This is a genomic window from Mucilaginibacter yixingensis (assembly GCF_041080815.1).
GTDB classification, from domain to species: Bacteria; Bacteroidota; Bacteroidia; order Sphingobacteriales; family Sphingobacteriaceae; genus Mucilaginibacter; species Mucilaginibacter yixingensis.
In genome coordinates this window covers 3496859-3522158 of sequence record NZ_CP160205.1, presented here as the reverse complement: position 1 = coordinate 3522158, position 25300 = coordinate 3496859, and the positions used below count along the sequence as shown (strand labels likewise).

General features: G+C 44.6%; 23 protein-coding genes. 16 read left to right on the top strand and 7 right to left on the bottom strand.

The features are described from left to right. Positions 1 to 8: 8 nt before the first annotated feature. A complete protein-coding gene (locus ABZR88_RS14175; RefSeq protein WP_107826706.1) occupies positions 9 to 3017 on the bottom strand; it encodes a TonB-dependent receptor in 3009 nt (1002 codons plus the stop codon). 439 nt (positions 3018 to 3456) lie between these two features. Here ABZR88_RS14175 and ABZR88_RS14170 point away from each other — a divergent pair, with 439 nt between their 5' ends. From ABZR88_RS14170 to ABZR88_RS14160, 3 genes are all read left to right on the top strand, one after another. Further along, on the top strand, positions 3457 to 4314 hold the full coding sequence (locus ABZR88_RS14170) for an AraC family transcriptional regulator (protein WP_107826707.1): 858 nt from the start codon (positions 3457 to 3459) through the stop codon (positions 4312 to 4314). A 37-nt stretch (positions 4315 to 4351) separates the two neighbouring features. Beyond that, on the top strand, positions 4352 to 5971 hold the full coding sequence (locus ABZR88_RS14165; RefSeq protein ID WP_107826708.1) for a DUF5605 domain-containing protein: 1620 nt from the start codon (positions 4352 to 4354) through the stop codon (positions 5969 to 5971). A gap of 232 nt (positions 5972 to 6203) precedes the next feature. Further along, positions 6204 to 6662 (top strand): hypothetical protein, encoded by a 459-nt coding sequence (locus ABZR88_RS14160; RefSeq protein WP_107826709.1) that lies wholly within the window; start codon positions 6204 to 6206, stop codon positions 6660 to 6662. A gap of 659 nt (positions 6663 to 7321) precedes the next feature. Here ABZR88_RS14160 and ychF read toward each other — a convergent pair. Continuing rightward, complete coding sequence (gene ychF, locus ABZR88_RS14155) at positions 7322 to 8422, bottom strand: redox-regulated ATPase YchF (protein WP_107826710.1); 1101 nt, start codon at positions 8420 to 8422, stop codon at positions 7322 to 7324. A gap of 205 nt (positions 8423 to 8627) precedes the next feature. On the opposite strand from ychF, the gene mgtE reads away from it, so the two are divergent. Together mgtE and ABZR88_RS14145 are read left to right on the top strand one after the other, a co-directional pair. Continuing rightward, complete coding sequence (mgtE, locus tag ABZR88_RS14150) at positions 8628 to 10001, top strand: magnesium transporter (protein ID WP_107826711.1); 1374 nt, start codon at positions 8628 to 8630, stop codon at positions 9999 to 10001. A 69-nt stretch (positions 10002 to 10070) separates the two neighbouring features. Next, positions 10071 to 10553, top strand: coding sequence for a DUF5362 family protein (locus tag ABZR88_RS14145; protein ID WP_107826712.1), 483 nt, complete (start codon positions 10071 to 10073; stop codon positions 10551 to 10553). 386 nt (positions 10554 to 10939) lie between these two features. Here the strand turns inward: ABZR88_RS14145 and purU are convergent, their stop codons facing one another. From purU to ABZR88_RS14130, 3 genes are all read right to left on the bottom strand, one after another. Continuing rightward, positions 10940 to 11776: a formyltetrahydrofolate deformylase gene (gene purU, locus ABZR88_RS14140; RefSeq protein ID WP_107826713.1), complete on the bottom strand. Its 837-nt coding sequence runs from the start codon at positions 11774 to 11776 to the stop codon at positions 10940 to 10942. Positions 11777 to 11883: 107 nt separating this feature from the next. After that, positions 11884 to 12213 (bottom strand): DUF3276 family protein, encoded by a 330-nt coding sequence (locus ABZR88_RS14135; protein WP_107826714.1) that lies wholly within the window; start codon positions 12211 to 12213, stop codon positions 11884 to 11886. Positions 12214 to 12329: 116 nt separating this feature from the next. Further along, on the bottom strand, positions 12330 to 14123 hold the full coding sequence (locus ABZR88_RS14130; RefSeq protein WP_107826715.1) for an ABC transporter ATP-binding protein: 1794 nt from the start codon (positions 14121 to 14123) through the stop codon (positions 12330 to 12332). Positions 14124 to 14312: 189 nt separating this feature from the next. Between ABZR88_RS14130 and ABZR88_RS14125 the strand changes: the two genes are divergently transcribed. The 9 genes from ABZR88_RS14125 to ABZR88_RS14085 all read left to right on the top strand — a co-directional run bounded on the left by ABZR88_RS14125 (position 14313) and on the right by ABZR88_RS14085 (position 20593). Continuing rightward, positions 14313 to 15401, top strand: a complete 1089-nt coding sequence (locus tag ABZR88_RS14125; RefSeq protein WP_107826716.1) for a Glu/Leu/Phe/Val dehydrogenase — start codon at positions 14313 to 14315, stop codon at positions 15399 to 15401. 43 nt (positions 15402 to 15444) lie between these two features. Then, the gene (gene nusB / locus ABZR88_RS14120; RefSeq protein WP_107826717.1) at positions 15445 to 16395 is read left to right on the top strand and encodes a transcription antitermination factor NusB; all 951 of its coding nucleotides are present in this window, start codon (positions 15445 to 15447) and stop codon (positions 16393 to 16395) included. 9 nt (positions 16396 to 16404) lie between these two features. Next, the gene (locus tag ABZR88_RS14115; protein WP_107826718.1) at positions 16405 to 16878 is read left to right on the top strand and encodes a DUF1573 domain-containing protein; all 474 of its coding nucleotides are present in this window, start codon (positions 16405 to 16407) and stop codon (positions 16876 to 16878) included. Between the two features lie 22 nt (positions 16879 to 16900). Beyond that, positions 16901 to 17224 carry a preprotein translocase subunit YajC gene (gene yajC / locus ABZR88_RS14110; RefSeq protein ID WP_107826719.1) on the top strand — a complete coding sequence of 108 codons (324 nt, stop codon included), beginning with the start codon at positions 16901 to 16903 and terminating at the stop codon, positions 17222 to 17224. 246 nt (positions 17225 to 17470) lie between these two features. Then, positions 17471 to 18415 carry a YbbR-like domain-containing protein gene (locus ABZR88_RS14105; RefSeq protein WP_107826720.1) on the top strand — a complete coding sequence of 315 codons (945 nt, stop codon included), beginning with the start codon at positions 17471 to 17473 and terminating at the stop codon, positions 18413 to 18415. Further along, positions 18415 to 19005, top strand: a complete 591-nt coding sequence (coaE, locus tag ABZR88_RS14100) for a dephospho-CoA kinase (RefSeq protein ID WP_107826721.1) — start codon at positions 18415 to 18417, stop codon at positions 19003 to 19005. Before ABZR88_RS14105 ends, coaE begins: the two co-directional genes overlap by 1 nt. Further along, complete coding sequence (locus tag ABZR88_RS14095) at positions 19002 to 19940, top strand: MBL fold metallo-hydrolase (RefSeq protein ID WP_107826722.1); 939 nt, start codon at positions 19002 to 19004, stop codon at positions 19938 to 19940. The genes coaE and ABZR88_RS14095 overlap by 4 nt, the downstream gene beginning before the upstream one ends. Further along, entirely contained in the window at positions 19940 to 20119 is a 180-nt protein-coding gene (locus ABZR88_RS14090) for a DUF5522 domain-containing protein (RefSeq protein WP_107826723.1), read from the top strand. The genes ABZR88_RS14095 and ABZR88_RS14090 overlap by 1 nt, the downstream gene beginning before the upstream one ends. Positions 20120 to 20140: 21 nt before the next feature. Next, a complete protein-coding gene (locus ABZR88_RS14085; RefSeq protein ID WP_107826724.1) occupies positions 20141 to 20593 on the top strand; it encodes a MarR family winged helix-turn-helix transcriptional regulator in 453 nt (150 codons plus the stop codon). Positions 20594 to 20791: 198 nt separating this feature from the next. Here the strand turns inward: ABZR88_RS14085 and ABZR88_RS14080 are convergent, their stop codons facing one another. Both ABZR88_RS14080 and ABZR88_RS14075 read right to left on the bottom strand, forming a co-directional pair. Beyond that, a complete protein-coding gene (locus ABZR88_RS14080; protein ID WP_107826725.1) occupies positions 20792 to 21514 on the bottom strand; it encodes a ZIP family metal transporter in 723 nt (240 codons plus the stop codon). A 5-nt stretch (positions 21515 to 21519) separates the two neighbouring features. Next, complete coding sequence (locus ABZR88_RS14075; protein WP_107827107.1) at positions 21520 to 22083, bottom strand: phosphatase PAP2 family protein; 564 nt, start codon at positions 22081 to 22083, stop codon at positions 21520 to 21522. A 118-nt stretch (positions 22084 to 22201) separates the two neighbouring features. On the opposite strand from ABZR88_RS14075, the gene glmM reads away from it, so the two are divergent. Together glmM and ABZR88_RS14065 are read left to right on the top strand one after the other, a co-directional pair. Next, the gene (glmM, locus tag ABZR88_RS14070; protein ID WP_107826726.1) at positions 22202 to 23590 is read left to right on the top strand and encodes a phosphoglucosamine mutase; all 1389 of its coding nucleotides are present in this window, start codon (positions 22202 to 22204) and stop codon (positions 23588 to 23590) included. Between the two features lie 309 nt (positions 23591 to 23899). Next, positions 23900 to 25042, top strand: a complete 1143-nt coding sequence (locus ABZR88_RS14065; protein ID WP_107826727.1) for a cysteine desulfurase family protein — start codon at positions 23900 to 23902, stop codon at positions 25040 to 25042. Positions 25043 to 25300: the final 258 nt, after the last annotated feature.

The window sequence follows — 25300 nt, the reverse complement described above, 5'->3', positions numbered from 1 at the left end:
ATTTGTCATTAAAAATTCAAGTTGAGACCGCCACTAATAATGCGAGCTGTTGGATACAAGCCGGTAACAGCAGCATTACCGCTTTCAGGGTCTGGTCCGGGCCATTTGGTCCAGGTAATTAAGTTTTGTCCGCTCACATAAACGCGTAAACTGTTTACTCCTAGCTTGTTAGTAAGTGTTTTAGGTAACGTGTAGCCCAATGTTGCATTTTGCAGCCTTAAGAAATTGCGGCTTACATAATATTGAATGAGCAGGGGGTTGGTAAAGTTAAGTCCCGGACGCGTGGTAGACTGGTTTTGTGGTGTCCAGTAGCCTGCATCCAGCATATTGAGCGGGCGGCCAGGGAAACTGCTCTGCCCGGTGGCGTTGCTCACATCCTGTTCGTTAAATGCTGCAATATACCCGGTCATGGCGTTGAGCATGAATGAGAAATTGAAGTTTTTATAACGAAAAGTGTTGGTAAGGCCATAGTTGTATTTAGGATCAAGCGAACCAACCGGCGAGCGGTCATCAGATGTGATGCTGCCACTGTTATTGATGTCTTTCACCCTGATCCAGCCTGGTTTATAGCCCGATGGCAACACATCTCCGGTTTGATAAATTCCGTCGCGGGTATAGTCATAAGCAATACGGATAGGCTGACCAATTACCCAATTGTTGGCAATGTCATTATCTTCAATGCCGTCGTGGTTACCGTCCTGGTATTTAATATGCAGCCACTTATTGGCGGTATAAGAGAAAATGAAATTAGTATCCCACTCAAAATCTTTCGATTTCATATTCACGCTGTTGAGGCTAAATTCAAATCCCCAGGTATTGGTTTCACCAATGTTGACATATTGATTGGTAAAGCCGGTAAGTACCGGAACGCTTTGCAACTGTAATAACCCCGTAGTGTGGTTGTTATAATATTCTACCGTACCGTTAAAGCGTCCTTTTAGTAAATCAAAATCAATGGCGGCATTATAACCTTTAGTGGTTTCCCAGCCCAGCAGCGGGCTTGGTAAAAACTGCGGGTTAGGCGCAATACCATTATAGGTCTGGCTGCCATCGCCAAATACATATTGGGTAACATTTAACTGTATTAATGACCGGTATGGGTCGCTGGCTATGTTACCAACGCTACCATAGGATGTGCGCACCTTGATCTGGTCAAACATAGGTAGCGCGTTTTTGATAAAAGGTTCGTCTGAGGCTACCCAGGCAAATGCGGCAGAAGGGAAGGTGCCGAATTTCTGTCCTTCGCCAAACTGCGAGTTGCCATCATGACGGGCGGTCAGCGTTAAGAAATACCTGTTTTTATAATGGTAATTGATGCGCGCCATAGATGATAACGATGTTACCAATTGCGATGTTGACGCTACCGTTTGGGTGGTACCTAAATTAAGATTATCCCATCCGTTTGAATTATTGAAGATGTTTGAAGATCGCGCGGTAGTACTCTCTGTGTACTGGTTATCCCGGCCATAAAGCAGTGTTACATCAAACTCATGATCTTCATTGATCTTTTTATTATAAGTCAGAATGTTTTCCAACTGCCAGTTTGATAATTGTTGATTTTGCTTGGACGCACTGCCGGTGTTTACATAACCATTGGCATTATAGTTAGGTGTAAAAGCATAGTTATGAGACCAGATGTAGTTTGGGTTGTAGTTTACACGGTAGCTTAAACCCCTTACAAAAGGAAAGTCAACAACGGCGAACATACTGGCCTGGAAGGCATATGATTGCACATCGTTTTTTGAGTAAGTTGGGTTAAATAACGGGTTAAACTGCAATTGATCTACCGATGGATAAGGCAGCAATGCGGTTTGCGATGCGTCTGTATATAATTTAGCATACGGACTTAGCGAATATCCCTGGTCTATAGGCGGGCGAACTCCTGAGTCATTACGCTTGCTGAACAACGAGTTGATGCCTAAGTTAAGCCAGTTGGTAACATTAGAACTGATATTGGCGCGGCCTACTACCCGTTTCTCACGGTCATTGAGAATTAGTCCCTGGTCGTCGGCGTATTGGCCCGATATAAAATAATTAACGCGATCTGTTTTGCCAGACATGCTGAGGTTGTATTTGGCCGTAGCCGGGTTTTTGGCCGATATGGCGTCCCACCCATCAACAGTTTGCCCTGCATCATATTGCGTTTGCTCGGTAGTTTGCAGGTAGCTTCTGATTTGCGTAGGGTCTGACGTTTGACCGTTAGCCGCGCGGTAATCAAGTATACGTTGCAGGTAGCCTTCAGGACTGTATAGCTTTACCCGTTTGCTCCATGAAGAGGCGCCATAGAACGCGTTGGCACTAATAGTTGGCTTATCGCTCAGCCCTTTTTTGGTGGTGATCAGTATGGCACCGTTTGCCGCACGGGTACCATAGATGGCCAAAGCACTTTGGTCTTTTAATACCTGCAGCGAGGCAATGTCATCGCTGTTGATGTCTTGCAAACTGCCATAAAAGAATACCCCATCTAAAATAATAAGCGGTCCTTTGTTGCCGCTGGGCGAGCGTACGCCCCTCACCTGTATCGTACCTCCCTGGCCTGGTCGTCCGCCGTCAGAGAACGTAACGCCGGGTACGCGTCCGCGCAAATTTTGCGCAAAATTGGTTACCGGCATATCTTCAGTCTGTTTTACATCAACTTTGGCAACAGAACCGGTTACATAACGCTTAGCTTGCTGGCCGTAACCAACCACTACCACTTCGTTTAGCTTGGCGTTGGTGCTTTCCATCTCCACGCTAACAAAATCGCGGGCTTTTACATCAATTTCCTGAGATTGATAGCCTATAAATGAAAATTGCAGCACCGTGCTCCCCGAGTTGAGGTTGAGCACAAAGGTGCCGTCTACGCTGGTGGCAATACCACGGGTATCGCCCTTCACTTTTACAGAAACTCCGGGCAAGGGCAGGTTGTCTTTTTTGTCAACCACTTTTCCCCTCACGGTTCTTTGCTGTGCATACAAGTGCGCGCTACAGAGCAGCAGAAACGCCACTGTACATCGGATGAGTAAGTTTCGATTCATTCCAGATTGTTTTTAGTTATTAATTGGTTTTATTTCCCCTATCAAACGTTACCAATGCATATCCAAAACCGTTAAGTATTGTTCGTTCCGCAAACAATTCAACAGCAAATACTTACATAGCAGACAGCAATGCATATGCACTGCGCCTGTATGATTATTCTATAAAAAATTTCTTAATCGGTCTTGGACCCCAAGTGGGGTAGAATTGGTATCTCTAATATCGGTTACCCGTTAATTTTTAGGCTGGAGTAATTGTCCAACTATTAAGATATTTTATCTTATCTGGTTCGCAAGATTGTAATTGAAGGTGATATTTATTAATATTGGTCTGTTTATAAACCAATTTTCAGAGAAATTTTATTGAATAGGATACCAGCCGGCCCGGTTTACGGGTGCGGCATGTGTTGTTTTGTTTAATGTATTTGGTTGAAAAACAATTATGAAGCCCCATTTGCTGAAGGTGCCCTATGGGCCGGCCAACTCTTTTAGCGTGCGTAAAGAGCAGGAGCCTAACGTCAATAATCGCTGGCATTACCACAGCGAGGTGGAGTTGATTTTTATACATTCAGGCCATGGCACGCAGTTTATTGGCGATAATATATCCAAATTTAGCGCGGGCGATATTTTACTCATCGGTTCAAACCTGCCACATTATTGGGTGTATGAAGATGTGGAGACCGATACCCGCCCTGACAGTTACGCTACTGTAATCCATTTTTTTGAGAACTTTATGGGCGAGCGTTTTTTATGTCTCCCGGAAAGCAGGGCGCTGAAAAACTTGCTTGAGCGGGCCAGGCAAGGGCTACTGCTTAAAGCCAGTAAATCACCAGAGGTTGCCCGTCTGATAGAAAATATACATGCTACAGAAGGGTTAAACCGGATTATAGCGCTGCTGGAATGCCTACACGCCATTACAAAAGAAGAGCAGGTGGTGCAACTATCGTCGGTAGGGTTTAAGTATGATTTTATTGACGCGGACGATAGCCGCATCAATGCCGTTTATAATTTTTCGCTCACCAACTTCGGGAAGAAGATAAAGCTCCAGGAAGTTGCTTCTATTGCCGGCCTTACCGAGAGCTCTTTCTGCCGCTATTTCAAACAACAAATAGGCAAAACTTACTCGCAATTCCTGATAGAAATAAGGGTAGGGTATGCCTGTAAATTGTTAATAGATAACAAGGTGAATATTAAACAGGTGTGTTATGAGAGCGGTTTTAATAATTTCTCGTGCTTTCACCGGTGTTTTAAAGAGCTCACCGGCAAAACACCACAGCTTTACAAACAAATCTATTCTTGAAACTAATTTGCAATCCATTAAACATCATTTAGAATATATGATCAACCTAAAACAGCTTTTTGCTATTTGTTTATTTCTTGTTTTTTGCACTGGCCTGCATGCACAGGACAAAGTGCCACAGTGGGGCGTTTTTGAACTTACCCTTAAAGGCAGCGATGCCGGCGATCCGTTTATCAATACGGTGCTGGTAGGCGAGTTTCGTCATGGTAACGAAGTTTTCCGTCCCGAGGGTTTTTATGATGGCGATGGTATTTACAAGATCAGGTTTATGCCCGACAAGCAAGGTGAGTGGACCTATTCGGTAACCAGTAATCATGCTGAGCTGGATAAAAAGCACGGCAGTTTTACCTGTACCGCTGCTGATAAAAATGTGCATGGCCCGGTAGTGGTGAGCCACAAATATCATTTTGCTTATGCCGATAGCACTGCCTACACCCCCTTCGGCACAACCATTTACGAGTGGGCTTTTCAAAACCAGGAGACGCAGAACGAAACCATACAAACGCTGAAAAGCTCGCCCTTTAATAAAGTGCGTATGCTGGCTATCCCGCCGTTTAAAGGCGGCTATGTTGATGGGCCGGATAAGCTAACCGTTTTCCCGTTTGTGGGCACATCGAAAGAGAACTTTGATTTCTCGCGTTTTAATCCTGAGTTCTTCCGTCGTCTGGAGAAAAATATTAAGCAGTTAGAAGAAATTGGCGTAGAGTCTGACCTGATCCTATTCCGCCCGTATGATGGCGGTAAATGGGGCTTTGATAAGATGGACGATGAAACCAATATCCGTTTCCTGAAATATATGGTGGCCCGTTTTGCAGCTTTCCATAACATTTGGTGGAGTTTGTGTAATGAGAACAGCTTTATCCGTCAGTTAACTGATGAAGACTGGGATCGTTACTTCCAGGTAGTGCAAAAGGCCGATCCGTACGGCCACTTACGCTCTATCCACAATGCCGATCGTATTTATGATTACACTAAGCCGTGGGTTACCCACGTAAGTTTGCAGTATTATAATGTGGCAAAAGCGCCTTTTGGTAGTTCTTTGCTGCGCGATATCTATCGTAAGCCCATTGTAAATGACGAAATTAACTACGAGGGTAACATTGAGCGCCGCTGGGGCCAGCTGACCGGCGAAGAAATGACCTTCCGTTTCTGGAACGTTTACATTGGCGGCGGTTTTGCTACCCACGGCGAAACCACATCAACCGGATGGATTGGTAAAGGTGGTAAACTAAACGGCCAGAGCCCGGCACGCATTGCGTTTTTGAAAAAGATTGTAGAGGCTGGTCCGCAGGAAGGATTAACCCCAATTGATCATTTTTATAGCCCTAACCTAGCAGGTAAAGCCGGCGAATATTACCTGTTATACTTTGGTAAGGACACGCCAGCCACCTGGGATTTTAAATTGCCTAAAGAAGCCCTTACCGACGGTATGAAGTTTAAGGTTGATGTAATTGATACCTGGAATATGACCATTACACCAGTAAACAAAACGTTTGAGATTAAAAAGAGCGATAATTACAGCTTTAGCGATAAAAGTGCACCGGTAAAACTGACAGGAAAGCCATATATGGCCCTGCGTATTACCCGTGTTGATGGTGGTAAAACACCAACCAAGCCACAAAAGAAACAAAATGAGTTGAATGAGGATCTGAATTGATAACTCATATTATACGTCACAGCTCCACCCATTAAGGTATTGGATTATTTAAACAACAAAAGTTGGTCAATTGGCCAATTTTTGTTGTTTAACAGTAGGTTAATCTAAAGGTAACTCATCATTAGTTATATTCGTATAAGCGGTTGTTCCATACCAATTTAGCCCCTCTATCTCAGCAGAGGAAGCCGAAAATCTTAAAAAGAGTAGGCCTTTATTATAAACCTTATGTACTATGAAAAAAGTGTTCCTGTTGTGCTTTTTAGCCATGTTTGTTACCAAACTGAGCTTTGCTCAAACTAATTACACCTACTTTAATTCCGGTCCAAATTATTGGATTAACCTGTCGGATTTTTATTCATGTAGCAACACGGCAGACGAGCTTTTGGTAGAGGATGTATTTTTTGCCGAGGACGTAGACTATCATTATCGGATCGAGGGGCAAAACTATGATGAACCAACAGACCCCAGTGTTTATATCAGCGAGGTTGATCTTTCCATTTCGGCCTCTAGCGATACGTCGTCTTTGACTTTTCACCAGGACACAGTGTCTTATCCAGGCACCCGCATAGCAGATTTGGCGATGGACGTCTATTCATTTAATCCTGATAATTGGGATCATATTACAGTGACGTGGACAATGCATTTTTCTGATGCTACTTTTAATGAGAGAAAATTTGTTTTCAATAGATAAAATTTTCAGTCGGTTATAAAGAACAGGAAAGCCTGCCATTTGGCAGGCTTTCCTGTTTATTTCCAATTTTTAATCTGTAAATCAGTTTTCGTTCTGTTTTATATTTTCCACTGGGTGATAAGTTTAGTTAATAAGCTTGTGTGCCCAAAAATAGCCTTGTTGATGAAGAAAAAAAGGCGTGTACGATCGCTAAATTGTAGATTAAGCGGGCTGGTTTGTTCAATCAAGCCTAATTAGCAAGAAACTTTCGTGTTTCGTTTAGGTTAACTGCATAATATTGGGGGTAAAACCCGCAAAAAGATGATTTCCAAATATTGGACTTGAATTAGGCGCTGGTGCCTAATGTCACCATAGCGTAACAAACATAAAATTTTGAGGATTTGAAAAAAACTCACCTGTTCTTCATTCATTTTTTACTATGTTTGCAACTTAGCAAGTGGAAACATTTGCTATTGTGATAAGGTTTAGGTTAAAACCCCCTGACAGCGAGTGAAAGGGGGTTTTATTTTTATTTCGAATTTAGAATGTTCGATTTCGGATTTATAAAGAATAAAAAGCGATAAAGATATAAAAGACAAAGGCGATGAATTTTTCATCGCCTTTGTCTTTTACCAATATTTCAAAATCCGAAATTGAACATCCGAAGTCCGAAATTAACCTTACACATTAAAACGGAAGTGCATGATATCGCCGTCTTCCACAACATAGGTTTTGCCCTCTACGCCTAGCTTGCCATTCTCTTTACATGCTGCTTCAGAACCAAATGCCACAAAGTCTGCATATTTAATTACCTCGGCGCGGATAAAGCCTTTTTCAAAATCAGAGTGGATAACGCCGGCAGCCTGCGGAGCGGTAAAGCCCAGGGTAATAGTCCACGCACGTACTTCCTGCACACCAGCAGTGAAGTAGGTAGCCAGGTTAAGTAGCTTGTACGCCGCTTTGATTAGCTTGTTAACACCTGATTCAGCAAGACCTAAATCGTCCAAAAACATCTGGCGCTCTTCATAGCTTTCCAGTTGTGCAATTTCAGACTCAATCTGGGCAGAGATCACCAGCACTTCGGCACCTTCGGCTTTGGCTACTTCTCTTACTTTATCAACATAAGCGTTGCCGGTGTTAACGGCGCTTTCTTCAACGTTGCATACATACAATACCGGTTTGGCGGTTAGCAGCCAAATGTCGGCAATGTGCTCTTTATCTTCTTCGGCAACAGGAGCGGTGCGGGCAGATTTACCTTCCAGCAGGTGGGCTTTGTAAACCGAAAGCACTTCAAATGCTTTTTTGGCATCTTTATCGCCGCCGGTTTTAGCCATTTTCTCAATCTTGCTGATCTTTTTCTCGATCGAATCAAGGTCTTTCAGCTGCAACTCAGTATCAATGATCTCTTTATCGCGGATCGGGTCAACCGAGCCGTCAACGTGAATTACGTTATCATTATCAAAACAACGCAGCACGTGCAAAATGGCGTTAGTGGCGCGAATGTTGGCCAAAAACTGATTACCCAAACCCTCGCCTTTGCTGGCACCTTTTACCAGACCGGCAATATCAACAATCTCAATGGTGTTAGGCACTACTTTCTGCGGAACAACCAGTTCGGCCAGTTTGGTTAAGCGCTCATCGGGCACGGTAATTACGCCCACATTTGGCTCAATAGTACAGAACGGAAAGTTGGCCGCCTGCGCTTTTGCATTTGATAAACAGTTAAAAAGTGTTGATTTCCCCACATTCGGCAAACCCACTATACCACATTGTAATGCCATTCTTTATTGGTTAATAGTTCATGGTTCATGGTAAAAGGACCCTGAAGTTTCTATGAACTATGATCCATGAACAATGAACTCGTTTAAAAACGCGCAAAGATAACATAAAAACAGCCTTAATATTTGAAAAAATAAACCGACTTTTGCAACCGCTAAAAGCACTATAAAAAAGTATACACCAATGTAAAATTTCGGGGGATTAAATATGGAGAAAGAAATGGTTGAAGAGCTAGAACTGCTATTGGAAGAAAATGACGATAGAAAACTAACGCAGTATCTGAACGACCAAAATATATCCGACGTTGAAGAACTGATAGATGAATTTCCAGAACACGGTCCCCGATTTGTAGAGCTGCTTTCCATAAACCGTGCGGTAAACGTTTTCCGCATTCTTGACTTTCCTACGCAAGAGCGTATCCTTAAAAAACTTTCAGGGCATCGTATATCAGAATTGATTAATGAGCTGCCGCCCGATGACCGTACTTCGTTTTTCAGTGAATTGCATGGCGACGCGGTAAAAACCCTCATCTTACATCTTAGTCCCGACGACCGTAAAGAGGCCCTGGCTCTTTTAGGTTACGAAGAGGATAGTATAGGCAGGCTAATGACGCCCGATTACGTGGCCGTTAAACGTACCTGGGATGTGGAACGGGTACTCTCGCACATCAGGCGTTATGGAAAAAATTCCGAGACCATTGATGTTATCTATGTAATTGATGAGCAAGGCGTTTTGCTGGATGATATCCGTATCCGCGAGATATTATTGGTAAAGCCCGAAACGAAGGTGAGTGATCTGATGGACAGCCGCCTTATTGCTCTGAACGTGAAAGATCCGCAAGAGGAAGCCATTAATATTTTTAGGATGAACAATCGTGTGGCTTTACCGGTAACCGATGATGAAGGCATTTTGCTGGGCATTGTAACGGTTGACGATATCCTGTGGATTGCTAACGAAGAATATACCGAAGATATCCAGAAAATTGGTGGTACCGAAGCGCTGGACGAGCCTTACCTCGATATATCACTTATCAGGCTGGTAAAAAAGCGTGTAGGCTGGTTAATCATTCTGTTTCTTGGAGAGATGCTTACCGCCACCGCAATGGGGTATTTTGAAGATCAAATTGCTAAGGCTGTAGTATTGGCGCTGTTTGTGCCGCTCATTATCTCCAGCGGAGGGAATAGCGGGTCTCAGGCTTCAACATTAATTATCCAGGCGATGGCTTTAGGCGAGGTTACCGTAGCCGATTGGTGGCGGGTAATGCGTCGCGAACTTGTTTCGGGCTTGTTGCTGGGGCTTACGCTCGGGATAATCGGCTTTTTCCGGATTTTTGCCTGGACAATGTTCAGCAACATATATGGCCCGCATTGGGTGCTGGTTGGCCTTACTGTAGGCACCGCTTTAGTTGGTATTGTTTTATGGGGATCGTTAGCCGGATCTATGTTGCCCTTACTGTTAAAGCGCCTGGGGCTTGACCCGGCAACCTCATCGGCCCCATTTGTGGCTACGCTGGTTGACGTTACCGGCCTGATCATTTATTTCAGTATAGCTGTGCTGATACTGAAGGGGACTATGCTGTAATTTACCGTATTACAGTGTTGCGTTGCCTGCCCAATTAGTTTAACTTTATAAAAATTATCAACCTTTATAATGGAAACAAACGATACACTTGCGCATGATGAGCATCATGACGATCATGAGATGGTACTTTCTCAATCGGCTCAATACTACCTGCAACAGGCCGGCAAATGGGCCGAGTTTTTGGGTGTAGTAGGCTTTATTGTATGTGTGTTTATGCTGTTGGGTGCTATTGGAGCAGGTTCAATGGGATCTATGATGGCCAATCAGCCGGGTATACCGGCAGGCATGTCTGGCATAATGGGGCCTGCTATTGGGGCTTTCTATTTTGTGTTTGCTATAGTTTATTTCATCTTTAGCTTATATCTGTATCAGTTTGGTGCGCGTATTAAAAAAGGTATTGCCTTTATTAATAACGATTACGTAACCGAAGCGCTGGGTAAACTCAAATCATTCTTTAAATATTGGGGTATCCTTACCATTGTGTTTATGATTGTTTATGCCCTGGCTATTGTGGCCCTGATTATGGCGGGCGGTAAAATGCTCGCGCATTAATAGTGACTCGCTAATCAGATCAGTTTCTTTTGTATTGAAGACTTATTTACCATCATGTCATGCGGAGTAATAGAATCCCGGCGGCGGGACTATGAAGGTGAATTGACAAACGAGAGGGCTGTCAGTCTGAGCTTGTCGAAGACTCGCGCGGAGAGGCCCACCCACCATGCTTCGACGGGGCTCAGCATGACATCCTTTTTTAACATGTCATGCTGAGGCACGAAGCATCTCTGCGGACATTCTAGCGGATTGCCCTCAGAGATGCTTCACTATCGTTCAGCATGACAACGATCTAGAGAAGAGTGCACTGTAGTAAATGGTTGACGGAAATATGCAGCATTAAGACTTACGACGTTTTAAAAACTGCGTAAGTCTTAATGCTTCTTCTATTCAAATACCACCGTCTTATTCCCGGTAATAAACACACGGTCTTCAAAAACAAGTTGCATGGCGCGGCTTAGTACGGCTTTTTCAATTTCTTTGCCCGAGGTAACCATCTCTGTCACACCAAAAGTATGGTTAACCGGGATGGTTTGCTGCTCAATGATCGGTCCTTCATCCAAATCATTGGTTACAAAGTGTGCCGTAGCGCCAATCAGTTTTACGCCGCGCTCAAACGCCCTGCGGTAGGGGCTGGCACCGATAAATGCCGGTAAAAACGAATGGTGGATATTGATAATGCGTTCCGGGAATCGACTGTTAAACTCAGGTGAAAGGATACGCATAAACTTGGCCAGTATCACGTAATCGGGCTCGTAACCTTCAATTACCTGTATTACCTCGGCCTCAAACTGCTCTTTGCTTTTCTCCAGGTGGCTGATATGGTGGAACGGAATGTCAAATTTCTCTGTAAACTCGCCCAGATCGGCATAGTTGCCAATTACGCCGCAAACTTTGGCGCCCAGGCTGTTAAAAAAGTGACGCACCAGGGTATCGCCCAGACAGTGGTACTCTTTGGTTACCATCACCACAATCTTTTTTTCTTTCTTGGGGTTGATGGTTATAATGGCGCCTTCGGGCAGGTGTTGTTTCAGTTCGTGGTATAGGGCGCTCTCGTCAACCAGTGTGCCCTCGCAGCTAATGCGGGTAAAAAACTGATTGGCGTCGTTATCAACAAACTCGCGCATTTCGGTAATATTCAGGCTATGGTTTGACAGGATGCCCGTTATCTGGTAAACCAGGCCAACCCTGTCGCTGCACTGAATGCGTAAAAGATGATTCATGATGGTGGTAAATATACAGTCTGCAGCAAAGCAGAGAAAAAGAAAAATAAAAAGCCGTCTCATTTGGGAGTGAGACGGCCTTGGTTTATAGCTGGTTAGAAAGGTTCTTAAATATCAAAAGAAAAATCATCATCAGATGTAGCGGCCGCCTCAGGTGTTTCACTGAATTCGTAACGCTTTTCAACAACTTCCTGGTGGGCTTTGATGTACTCAACGGTATCTTTCAGGCCTTCAGCAAATTTCTCAAAGTCTTCTTTGTATAGGAAAATTTTGTGTTTAACAAAAACTCCGTCTTCCAGACGTTTTTTGCTTTCGGTAATGGTTACATAGTAATCGTTTGACCGGGTTGCTTTCACATCGAAAAAATATGTACGCTTACCCGCTCTAACCTTTTTTGAAAAAACTTCTTCCCGCTCTCTATTGTCAAAATCTCCCATATAGAAATGTGTTGTTTTAGTTGTTTGGGATAAATATAGAGATTTTTTGAAACTGCAAGTATGAAATTTGAAATATTATAAACTTTTTTTAAATGAATTTGTAACCCGGGGTTAAATTAATTCTGATTGGTTTCCTGCTCTTCAAGTAACTGTTTTTCATACAGTTCAAAGTAGCTTCCTTTTTGCTGCATCAGGCTTTGGTGGGTACCTTGCTCAATAATGCGGCCTTCATCCAGTACCAGAATCTTGTCGGCGTTTTTTATGGTTGATATACGGTGAGCTATTATAATACTTGTTTTACCACGCATAATACGCCCCAGGTTGTTTAATATCTCCTCTTCGGTACGGGTATCAACGGCAGAAAGGCAATCATCAAAAATCAGGATGCGGGGCTGTTTTACAATGGCCCGGGCAATAGATACCCGCTGTTTTTGTCCGCCTGAGAGGGTGATGCCGCGTTCGCCAATCATCGTCTCAAAGCCATCTTCAAACTCAATGATGTTTTTGTAAACAGCAGCATCCTTGGCGGCCTGTTCAATAGCTACGGTTTGGAGTTCGATGTTGCTAAAGGCAATGTTACGGGCAATGGTATCAGAAAACAGGAAAACCTCCTGTGGTACAAAGCCAATCTGCGCACGGTAACTGTCCAGGTACTCGTTTTTAAGCTGATGTCCGTCAATCTTTATTTCGCCTCCGCTGGCATCATACATCCGCATAATCAGGTTGGCAATGGTAGATTTACCCGAGCCCGTCCGCCCTATGATGGCCACCATCTCGCCAGGCTCGGCCACAAATGATACATCTTTGAGTGCCTCAATCCCGGTATCAGGGTAGGTAAAAGATACGTTTTTGAAAGTGATCTGCCCGCCAATCTCGCGCGGCTCAGTATTGGTAGATTTAATCTCCGGCTCGGTATGCAGAAACTGGTTTATGCGTTTTTGGGATGCCGCCGCACGCTGAATTAATGAGGTTACCCAGCCTAACGACATTACCGGGAACATCAGCTGGTTCAAATACACAATAAACTCGGCCACGTTGCCAGGAGTTACATTGCCTTTCATTACCTCAGTGCCGCCCACATAGATCACAATAACGTTACTGATACCGATGAGCAGCAGCATCATAGGGTAGAAGAGGGCCTGCACCTGCACCAGCGCCATTGATTGAGTTTTATAACCCTCGCTCTCTTTGGCAAAACTATCACGCGCAAACTGCTCGCGCACGTATGATTTAATGACCCTGATGCCCGAAAAATTCTCCTGAACAAAACCCGAGAGCGATGATAGCCGCTCCTGGATCTTCTCGCTGCGGTGGTTAATAATATTGTTTACATAATAGATGCTCACCACCAGAATGGGTAGCGGGAGCAGGGAAAACAGTGCCAGCCTGAAGTTAACCAGCAGCATGGCATAAATTACCATGATAAACAGCACCATAGTATTGATGCTATACATCACCCCCGGACCGAGGTACATGCGTACCCGCGATACGTCTTCGGTAACACGGTTCATCAAATCACCTGTATTATTTCTGCGGAAGAAGGCGAGCGATAATTGCTGATAATGGCTGTAGATCTCGTTCTTCAGATCATACTCAATATGTCGCGACATGAGGATAAGCGTCTGTCGCATTAAAAATAAAAATAACCCCCTTATTAAAGCCAGTACCAATACCAGCGTACCAAACAGTAACAAGCTGGAACCGAAGATGCTGTAAATCATATCCTGACGGCCAAACCCGGCAAACAGGCGATAGGTGCCAATGTTATCGGTCACCAAATCAAACGCCACTTGTATTACCTTTGCTGGTAACACGCTGAATATGTTTGAGATAACTACAAATAAGATGCCCGGCAGCAAGCGCCAGCGGTATTTAATAAAGAACTTATTAAGATATGCGAGGTCTTTCATACGGTGTCTGGAAGCAAAGGTAGTTTTTATTGGCGTATGGTTCATAGATCATGGTTCATGGCAGTGTCTTTTTCGCTTTAGGCGTTTAATTGTATCTTTCTATTAACAATGAACCATTAACTATCAACCATTATATTTGTTCAACTGAAAAAAACCGCTACTTTTGCCGCAATAACACAGCCCAAGCTAATGTCCGAATCTATAAAAGCCGATCATTCTATATTTGACCAACTATCGGTTTTCGGTCATCAAAAACTGGTTTACTGCAACGACCAAAATACACCGTTAAAAGCCATCATCGCTATACATGATACCACGTTGGGCCCCGCTTTGGGTGGTGTGCGTATGTGGAGCTACAGAACCGAAGGCGATGCGCTGAATGATGTGCTGCGCCTGTCAAAAGCCATGACCTATAAAGCGGCCGTTGCCGGTTTAAATTTGGGTGGCGGCAGTGCGGTAATCATCGGCGATCCACGAAAAGATAAGAGCGAGGCAATGATGCGTCGTTTCGGGCGTTTTATCAAAAACCTTAACGGTGAATTTATTACCGGCGAGGATATGGGTACCAATCCGCGCGATATGGAATACATCCGCATGGAAACCCAATATGTTACCGGCCTGCCGGAAACTATTGGCGGTGCCGGCGATCCTGCCCCAGTAGCAGCCCGCGGTGTGGTAATGGGCATAAAAGCCTGTGTTAAAGAACAATTTGGTACAGATACGCTGGCCGGCCGCACGGTAATAGTGCAAGGCATTGGCCACGTTGGCGAGATAGTGGTAAAGCTACTGCGCGATGAAAACGCCATGGTTTACGTAAGCGATATTAATGAAGAGCGCGTACGTGTGGTTGCCAAGAAATACAGTGCACAACCAGTATCAAACAACTCAATTTTTGATATTGATGCTGACATTTATGCGCCATGTGCTTTAGGCGCTACCGTTAACGAGAGTACTATTAAAAAACTAAAATGCGCCATTATAGCGGGCTCTGCCAACAACCAGTTGGAAGACGAAGCCGTACACGGCCGCATGCTGATGGATAAAGGCATATTGCTGGCGCCAGATTATGTAATCAACGCCGGTGGTTTGATTAACTGTTATTCAGAGCTGATGGGTTTCAGCAAGAAGCGTTCAATGCAGCTGACGGAGAATATCTACGATGCAACGCGCAACATTCTGAAGCTGTCAAAACAAGAAAATATCCCTTCTATTGAGGCGGCCAATAAAATAGCCGAACAGCGTATTGCGGATATTAAAAAAATTAAAACATCATACTAAGTTAAACATTAATATTAGGGATTAAGCCCTTAACGTTCTTATCATGTTAAACAGACGCCACCTTAGGGTAAAAGTACTACAAGCACTTTACGCCTACCATCAATCAGACCAGAAGGATGTAAAGAATCACGAAAAGCAACTGCTGCAGAGTATTGACAAAGTGTACGAGATGTACATCAATATGCTGTCGCTAATTGCCGAAGTGATCGACTACGCTTCCAGAGATGCAGAAGAGCGTGCCAACAAGCACATGCCTACCGCAGATGATCTGAAACCCAACCTCAAAATTCTTGAAAACAAGTTCATTACGTCTTTAAATGCCAATAAAGATTTTAATGTTGCTGTTAAGAAGTATAAAGTAGAGTGGGATTTTGATCCAGAACTGGCCCGCGCACTGTTCAACATCCTTAAAAACTCAGACGAATACAAAGCCTACCTCGATAAAACCGACGATACCATCGGTACCGATAAAGACATTATCAAGTTCATCTTCAAAAAAGTGATCCTGAAATCGTCAATCGCTGAGCAGGTTTTTGAAGATAAATTTATTTTCTGGCCGGTTGATAAAGACGTGTTGCAGGCCCTGATTGCCAAAACATTTAAAAACTTTGCCTATGATGATCCTAAACAGAATCACCTGGCAGAGGTTACCGGCAACTGGACTGAAGACCGTGACTTTATTGTAGACCTGTTTAACCTGTGCATCCGTTTTGATGCCCAGTATCAGGAGCTCATCAACGCCAAAACCCAGAACTGGGAGCCAGATCGTATTGCCATGATGGATACCTTGCTGATGAAAATGGGTATCACCGAATTTGTTAATTTCCCGTCGGTGCCGGTAAAGGTTACCATTAACGAATACCTGGAAATTGCCAAGGAGTTCAGTACACCTAAGAGCAACTCGTTTATCAACGGTATTCTGGATAAGATTTTATATGAGCTGAAGGCCGAAAACAAAATCAAAAAAACTGGTCGCGGCCTGATAGAAGAATAAGTCATCAATATGAAAAAGATTTTTTTTGTAGTGGTTACGGCGGCAATGCTGGCAGCTTGCGGCTCGTCTCAGCAACAACAAGCTCAATCAAACTCGGGCGACGCCAACGCTTCTTCTGATGGTAAAGCTCAGTTAAGCAGCGCTAATGCTAACAAAGCCGATGCCCCGGTAATGAAGTTTGAGGAAGAGGCTTTTGACTTCGGAAAAATTAAAAAAGGCGAAAAAGTAACACATGCGTTTAAGTTTACCAACACTGGTAAAACTCCGTTAATTGTTACCAATGCTACAGCTACCTGTGGTTGTACTACGCCTACCTGGCCAAAAAGCCCTATTAAACCGGGCGACAGCGGCGTAATCAGCGTGACTTTTGATAGCTCAAGCAAGCAGCCTGGTTTGCAGGATAAACAAATTACCGTTGAGGCCAACACCAATCCCGGCGCCAATGTGGTTCACCTGATTGGCGAGGTAGTAGCAGCTAAATAATTAAGTAAACAATAAAATTAAAATGATAGCAACAGTTTTATTACAGCTTGGCGGCGGCAACATGCAGGGCCTTTTAATGATGGGTCTCATCATCCTGGTGTTCTACTTCTTTATGCTGCGTCCGCAGATGAAGCGTCAAAAAGATCAAAAGAAATATATCGAGGAATTAAAACGTGGCGATAAAGTAATCACCACTGCCGGCATTCACGGCAAGATCGTAGATATTAACGAGAGCTGGTTCCTGATTGAAATTGACAACGGCGTGAAAGTGAAATTTGATAAATCTGCCGTTTCATTAGAGCAATCAAAAGCGTTGAACGCTCCTGCTGCAGAGAAAAAAGCTTAAGTTTTAGGCTCTCAGTATAAAAAATGCCGTTCAACAGCGCGTTGAACGGCATTTTTGTTTTTACTTTTGTTATGTCCCATCACGTCATTGCGAGGAACGAAGCAATCTCTGCAAATGCAAAGCAGATATGCATGTCCGAATATCCTACGCAGAGATTGCTTCGTTCCTCGCAATGACGTGAGGGGTGTTATAAGTTCAACCCAATAGGTTTTAAATTTTAACTTAGACTTATAAAGTTAAAGTACAATGGCCATCATCAAACTATCGGCAACAGAAAGCCGGAGGCTCTCAGCCTTCATTACCTGCCTGGTGCTGGCCGCTGCGGTGTGGGCGTTGATGACGCTCTCAAACACCTATAATTACACTGTTAAAGAGGTACTGAGTTTTAAAAACGCGCCGCAACGCCGGGCTTTCCGCTCGTTGCAGTCAGACACGGTTGATGTTACGGTACAGGGTACAGGTTGGGAAATGCTGTTCTCTGGTATTAAAATAGAAAACCGCAGCATTACCATTGATGTGCATACGCTGGAGAACCATAATTATGTAGTGCTAAGCAATCAGCTAAATCAGGTGAATAGTTTGAAAGAGCTGGGCCGCAACATTGTTGCTATCAACCCCGATACCTTGTATTTCGATTTTACCAACCGTGCCGTTAAGCGTGTACCGGTAAAAGTGCCCATGTCTATCAGTTACCAGCGTCGGTTTGCGTTGTCAAACTATATCGGTATTAAGCCTAATTACGTAACGGTTAGCGGTCCGGAAAATCGTATTGCCGGTATTACAGAATGGCTGGCAGATTCGCTTAAACTACAAGACGTAAATGAAAGCGTAAATCGCAGACTCAACCTGCACGGTGTGAATGATGGTAGTCTGGTTATCTATCCCAAAACGGTGCAGATTAACCTGCCTGTAGACGAGGTGACCGAGAAAACGCTGGATATTCCCATCAAGGTGATTAACCACAACTACTACAACGTAAAAATATATCCCCAAAAGGTGAGGGTGACGTTTACCATTGCGTTAGGACGGTATGCCGATACCGACGAGGAGTTTTTTGAGGCTAATGCCGATCTGGATCAGTGGTCGCCTGGTGCCTACAGTACGCTGCCTGTAAAGCTGACCCGGATTCCGGCCTTTTGCAAAATAGTGAGCGTAGAGCCACGTAACATCGATTTTATTATTAGAAAATAATGCTGAAAATAGGAATAACCGGCAATATCGGTTCGGGGAAAACCACGGTAAGCAAGGTGTTTGAATTGTTGGGCGTTCCGGTTTTTTATGCCGATGAACAAGCAAAAAATGTAATGGTGCGCGATGCAGAATTGATTGCCGGTATCAAAAAAGCTTTTGGCAACGATGCTTATTTTGAAGATGGCACGCTGAACCGCAAACATATTGCAGGCATTGTTTTTAATGATGATGCACAGCTGGCTGTGCTTAACTCGTTGGTGCATCCGGCGGTATTTCGCGCTTTTGATGAGTGGCTGGCAGTGCAAAATGCGCCTTACATTATGAAAGAAGCAGCGCTGCTTTTTGAGAGTGGCTCTTATAAAAAATGCGATCGCACCATCATGATAGATGCGCCGCTTGAACTGCGCCTAAACCGCGTGATACAGCGCGATGGCATCCCGCGCGAAGCTGCCGAAGCCCGCAATGCCAAGCAGTTTACCGAAGAAAAAAAAATAGCCATGGCCGATGATCTGATTGTGAACGATGGCCAGCAATTGGTTATCCCGCAGGTGTTAAAACTGCACCAGCAATACTTAACCATGGCCGGATGATTTTAGACGATTTTGTACATTTCAACGCCAACGGACTGTACTGCCCTTATGGCGATTTCTACCTTGACCCCCAGCAACCGGTAAAAACGGCCGTGATCTCCCACGCCCACGGCGATCATGCCGTATCAGGCAATAACGAAATCTTCTGTACCGAAAGCACGCGCCAGTTTATGCACATCCGTTATGGTAAAAATGCCGGAAAGGTATTTAACATAGCAGGCTATCAGCAAAAGTTTAAGGTAGGGAAGGTAGATATAACATTTATCCCCGCAGGGCATATCCTTGGCTCGGCGCAGATTTTAATGGAATATGAGGGCATCAGCTACCTTTACACCGGCGATTTTAAATTGCAAACCGATGCCACCTGCGAGCCTTACGAGTTTGCCCAGGCTGACGTACTGATCACAGAAAGTACTTTCGCTCGTCCAGAAAACCTGCACCCCGATCCGGTGGAGGAGATCAAAAAACTAAATGATATTAAGATAAATATCCTGCTGGGTGCTTACGGCCTGGGTAAAAGTCAGCGGATCATTCAGCTTATCAACGCGCATGCGCCGCAGAAAAAAGTGCTGGTGCATCACCGCATTATGCCGCTTTGCAAGGTTTATGAAGATGCCGATTTTAAGCTGGGCAGGTACGAGTTGTATAATCGCAAGGCTATGAAACAGCAGGATGAGTATGTGTACATCGTTCCGCCGTTTACCTTCGATAGTTATTTTAATGCCGTGGGCGTTAAACGCCTGTTTGCTTCTGGGTGGCAGCATCTACAGGTAAATAGCCAGGACACGTTGGTTATTTCAGATCATGCCGACTGGAACGATATTTTACTGGTGATAGAAAGGATGCAGCCCAAACAGGTATGGACACTGCATGGCGAGGGCAAATATTTGGCTACACATTTCAGGAATAGTATTTTTGTTAAAACTCTGGGCTGATGCTACAAGAAAATATTGATTATTATATCAATGAAGATGGTAACTTTGTATTTACCAGGGAGTATCATCTAAATCGCGGCTATTGCTGCAAGAACAAATGCCTGCATTGTCCATGGGATTATGGTAAACCTAAGGGAACTAAACTAAACGCTAACGACGATCAGCGCAACGGCGATTGATTGCGTAGGGGGTATACTGCAATGAAAATAGAGGAAGCAATTCAGCAAAACACCAAATTTGAGGATAACTACCACAAAGTTATCGTAAACATTAATTACACTTACAGCTGGATAAGCAATGTGAGCCGTGAGGTGTTTGAGCGGTACAACCTCACCAGTCAGCAGTTCAATATTTTGCGCATCCTGCGTGGGCAATACCCTAACCCGGCGACTGTAAACCTGCTGAAAGAACGCATGATCGACAAGATGTCTGATGCCTCGCGCATTGTAGATCGCCTGGTGCAGAAGGGCATGGTATCGCGCTGTACCAATAACAAAGACCGCAGAGCCGTAGATATCCGCATCAGCGAAGAAGGCTTGAAAATCCTCGCCATTATGGATCAGGAATTCAAAGCCTCAGATCTTTTCAAAGATAACCTTACCGAAGAAGAAGCCGGCTTGTTGAGCGATTTGCTGGATAAGCTGAGAGGATAGGATGATTTCGAAATTCGGATGTTCGATTTCGGAATTACAGCAGTACCACCCATAATCTCCCAATTTGTCATGCTGAGGAACGAAGCATCTCTGTTGGTATGAGATAATGTGTAACTTATCCTTAGAGATTCTTCGCTATCGCTCAGAATGACAATTTGAATATAAATCCGAAATCGAACATCCGAATTCCGAAATCAACTACACATTCCCAAAAAACATCGCCAGCGCAATCCCCATTCCCAGCACTACTGCAATTGTTTTACGGGTATTAAACTTATGATCCTCGCTTGATTCAAACAGGATTACGGTAGAGATATGCAGGAAGATACCAATCACCACACCCATAATGCGGCTAAAGTATTGTTGCAGGTTACCAATACCACCGCTGCTTAATCCGGAACTGAAGAAATAACCGGCAGGAGCCATCACCGCAAACAAGAACAGGTAGAACACCGTCGCCTTTTTTGAGTGATGATTGGCAACCAGCACGCTGCCCAGCGCAAATGCCGCCGGGATGTGGTGCAGGGCAATACCATATAATAATTCGTCCTGACGGCCCTGTGCCAGGGGCATACCCTCTAAAAAGGCATGCAAACACAGGCTTACCATAATACCCAGAGGGAATACCGCATGGTCATGCGTATGCGAGTGTTTATGGATGTGCCCGTGCTCAATTCCGTCAGAAAATTGCTCTAAGATGATCTGGAACAGAAAACCTGCCAATATAAACACGCCAACCAGGTTGTCATTGCCATGGTAGGCGTCAGGTATCAGGTGCAGTACCGTAATGCCAAAAAGATAGGCGCCGCTAAATGCTAATACGAGTTTGAGGCTACGGTGATTACTGCTTTTGAACAGAAATACACCCAATCCGCCGCCAAATGCAGCTAAAAAGAGTATGATGGTTTTCCAGGCGGCCATTAAGATTATACAGGTGGTTGATATTTTTTATGCACCAGACTGAACAGGTACCCAACCATCGTGCCATAAAGGGCTCCTGTCAAAATGTCAATAGGGTAGTGCACGCCCACATACATCTGCGCAAAGCAAACGGTTGCGGCCCACAACAGCGCCCAAAACCAGATCCAGCGCCAGCGGCGATGGAATATTATGATCAGGAAAACCGAAATAGCAAAATGATTAGATGCGTGCGACGACGGGAAACTATACCCCGTACCACAAGGTACCCGGCTGATTAAGTACGGCGCCATTGCCGGATCGTTACAAGGCCTTACCCGGTGCACCAGGGGTTTTACTATGCTGGCGCTGCCAAAATCGGCAACGGCAAAAGTGGCTAGCAGCAGCAGAATGATGATCAGTCCCTGCTTTTTGTATCGCCAGAGGCAAAAAACAAAAATGAAAACGTAAACCGGAATCCAGAACTGCGGCAAGCGCATGTAGGGCATTATCCAGTCAAAAAACGAATTTGAGAGTCCGCTGTTAATGAAACGGAACACACGTTGATCTATATGGAGCAGGTATGGCGGCATAAAATTTGCGCAGGCCGGCAAATATACCAAATAAAACACCCTAAAAAACGTTGAATAAATGCCATTGGAGGGCATGATATAATATTTTACTTTTGACAACAACAAATACAGATACGCTTTGACACTCATTAAATCTATATCCGGAATACGGGGAACAATAGGCGGCGCAGCCGGCGAAGGTTTAACACCTTTAGATATTGTAAAATTCACATCGGCCTATGGCACATGGGCGGTCAATAAAACAGGTCTTAAAAAAATCGTTATCGGTAGAGATGCCCGCATCTCTGGCGCTATGGTGAGCAGCCTGGTAACCGGTACGCTGCAGGGTTTGGGTATTGATGTGGTTGATCTGGGCTTATCTACTACCCCTACGGTAGAGATTGCGGTTCCGTTGGAGCAGGCTGCCGGTGGTATTATTCTTACCGCCAGCCATAACCCTAAACAATGGAACGCACTGAAATTGCTGAACGCCGCGGGCGAGTTTATCAGTGATGCCGATGGCAAAGAGGTGCTGGATATTGCCGAGCGCAGCGATTTTACCTATGCTGATGTAAACGATTTAGGCCAGGTAAGGTATGACGACACTTATCTGCAAAAACATATAGATCACGTTTTAGCCCTGCCACTGGTAGATAAAGCTGCCATTGCCAAAGCTGATTTCAAGGTGGTGATTGATTGCGTAAACTCTACAGGCGGCATTTTTGTGCCCGCGCTGTTATCGGCCCTGGGTGTGAAAACTGTGCACCAGTTGTATTGTGAGCCAGATGGTAAATTTCCGCATAACCCGGAGCCACTGCCAGAGAATCTGACCGCTTTGAGCAAAGAGGTAGTAAGTAAAAACGCTAACCTGGGCATAGCGGTAGACCCTGACGTGGATCGCCTTTGCTTTGTTTGCGAAGACGGTAACATGTTTGGCGAAGAATATACCCTGGTAGCTGTTGCCGATTATGTAATGAAGCACACGCCGGGTAATACGGTAAGCAACTTATCGTCAACCCGTGCCCTGCGCGATGTGACCGAGAGAGCCGGTGCCCAGTACAATGCTGCGGCCGTAGGCGAGGTGAACGTAGTAAACAAAATGAAAGAAACCAACGCCATTATAGGTGGCGAGGGTAACGGTGGGGTAATCTACCCAGAATCGCACTACGGTCGTGACGCGCTGGTGGGTATTGCCTTGTTTTTAACCCATCTGGCCAAATACGGCAAGCCGGTATCGATGTTGAAAAACAGCTATCCTAACTATTTCATCTCTAAAAATAAGATCACGCTTACGCCAGAGATGGATATTGACAGCTTGCTGAAACAAGTAGAAGAGAAGTATAAAAAACAGCCTTACTCAACCATTGATGGTTTGAAAATAGAGTTTGATAAAGAGTGGGTACACCTGCGTCGCTCAAATACTGAGCCTATCATCAGGATCTACTCTGAAGGAAACTCTGAAACTGTTGCCAATAATCTGGCCAATAAGATCATCAGCGATATCAAGGAGATTTTGCAGCTGGCCTAGGTTAAGTAGTTGGGTTCATGAATGTGAAGATATAAAGCCCAAATTGTCATTGCGAGGAACGGCAAGGGAATGGGAATTGGGGAGACGAAGCAATCTCGTCGCGTGGGGTTATTACATACGACGAGATTGCTTCGCGCTCAGCCGCCATCACAGGCCCTGCTCGCAATGACAGGTTTTTAATATTTAGTCTTGATCAATTAGCATAGCTTTTATGATCCTGATGATATGATGACTGGTATTTGTTTGCATCATATTAATTTTGTCGAGATATATTCATTCCTTCACTCCTTCAAAATTCACTCATTAGAGATGCCACGTGTTTATTTAGATAATGCCGCCACCACACCCGTAGACCCCGAGGTGCTGAAAGAAATGTATAAAGTGATGGAGAGCTGTTACGGCAATCCGTCGTCCATACATGGTCATGGCCGTGAGGCGCGCTCGTTGATTGAGAAGGCCCGTAAAACGGTGGCCTTGTTGCTGCGCACATCGCCGGCCGAGATCTTTTTTACATCGGGTGGCACCGAGGCCGATAATATGGCCATTCGCTGCGGTATTATTGATCTGGGCATTAAACATGCCATCACCAGCAAATTGGAGCATCATGCGGTAATTCATACCCTCGAGGCAATGGAGAAAACCGGCGCCATTACGCTTAGCTTTGTTGATGTAGACCATAAAGGCAACATCAGCTATGAGCATCTGGAGCAGTTGCTGCAGAGCCATGATAGAACCTTTGTATCGCTGATGCACGCCAATAACGAGATTGGCACCATGACAGATATTGAACGCGTAGGCGACATCTGCGAGCAATACAACGCCATTTTTCACTGTGATACGGTGCAGACCATGGGCCATTTTGTGCATGATCTGAGCAAGCTGAAAGTGCATTTCATCACCTGTGCTGCCCATAAATTTCACGGACCGAAAGGTGTTGGCTTTATTTATGTAAATCACAAGGTAAAAATCAACCCAATGATTTATGGTGGCGCCCAAGAACGTAATATGCGTGGCGGTACCGAAAATATTTATGGCATTGTCGGTCTGGCAAAAGCTTTGGAGATTTGCTACGCCGAAATGGAACAACACCGTGAGTATATCCAGGGCCTCAAGAGCTACATGAAAGAACAATTGGAAGCTCAGGTACCCGGCATTGGCTTTAACGGTGAAACAGACGCTGATAAGAGCCTCTACACGGTGCTTAACGTAGCGTTCCCGGAGTTGGATCTGGGCGATATGTTGCTTTTTAATCTGGATATCGCCGGTATCTCAGCATCCGGCGGTAGCGCCTGCAGCTCGGGCACAAACATTGGCTCGCATGTGTTAACGGCCATTGGCGCCAGTCCGTCAAGGCCATCGGTACGTTTTTCGTTCTCTAAATTCAATACCAAAGAAGATATTGACTACGCGGTAGCCAAGGTGAAGGATATTTGTACAGTGAATGCCTTGTGAGTCCGAAAGTCGGGAAGACCGGAAGACCGAAAGATATAAAACAAGAAAGGCGCTCGATAGAGCGCCTTTCTTGTTTTTGAGCGTTAGGGTGAGGAAAAATCGCTGCGACTGATAAGCCAGTCGTAGCGTAAGCATAGGGGCTAAGATTTTTTCACTTCGTTCAAGAGAGTAGTTCTCCCGTTGGTCGAAACGACAAGATGGTTTAAAAGGAAGTTTTTGGAAAACAATTGATTTAAACCGATGGTTATTTAATTAATA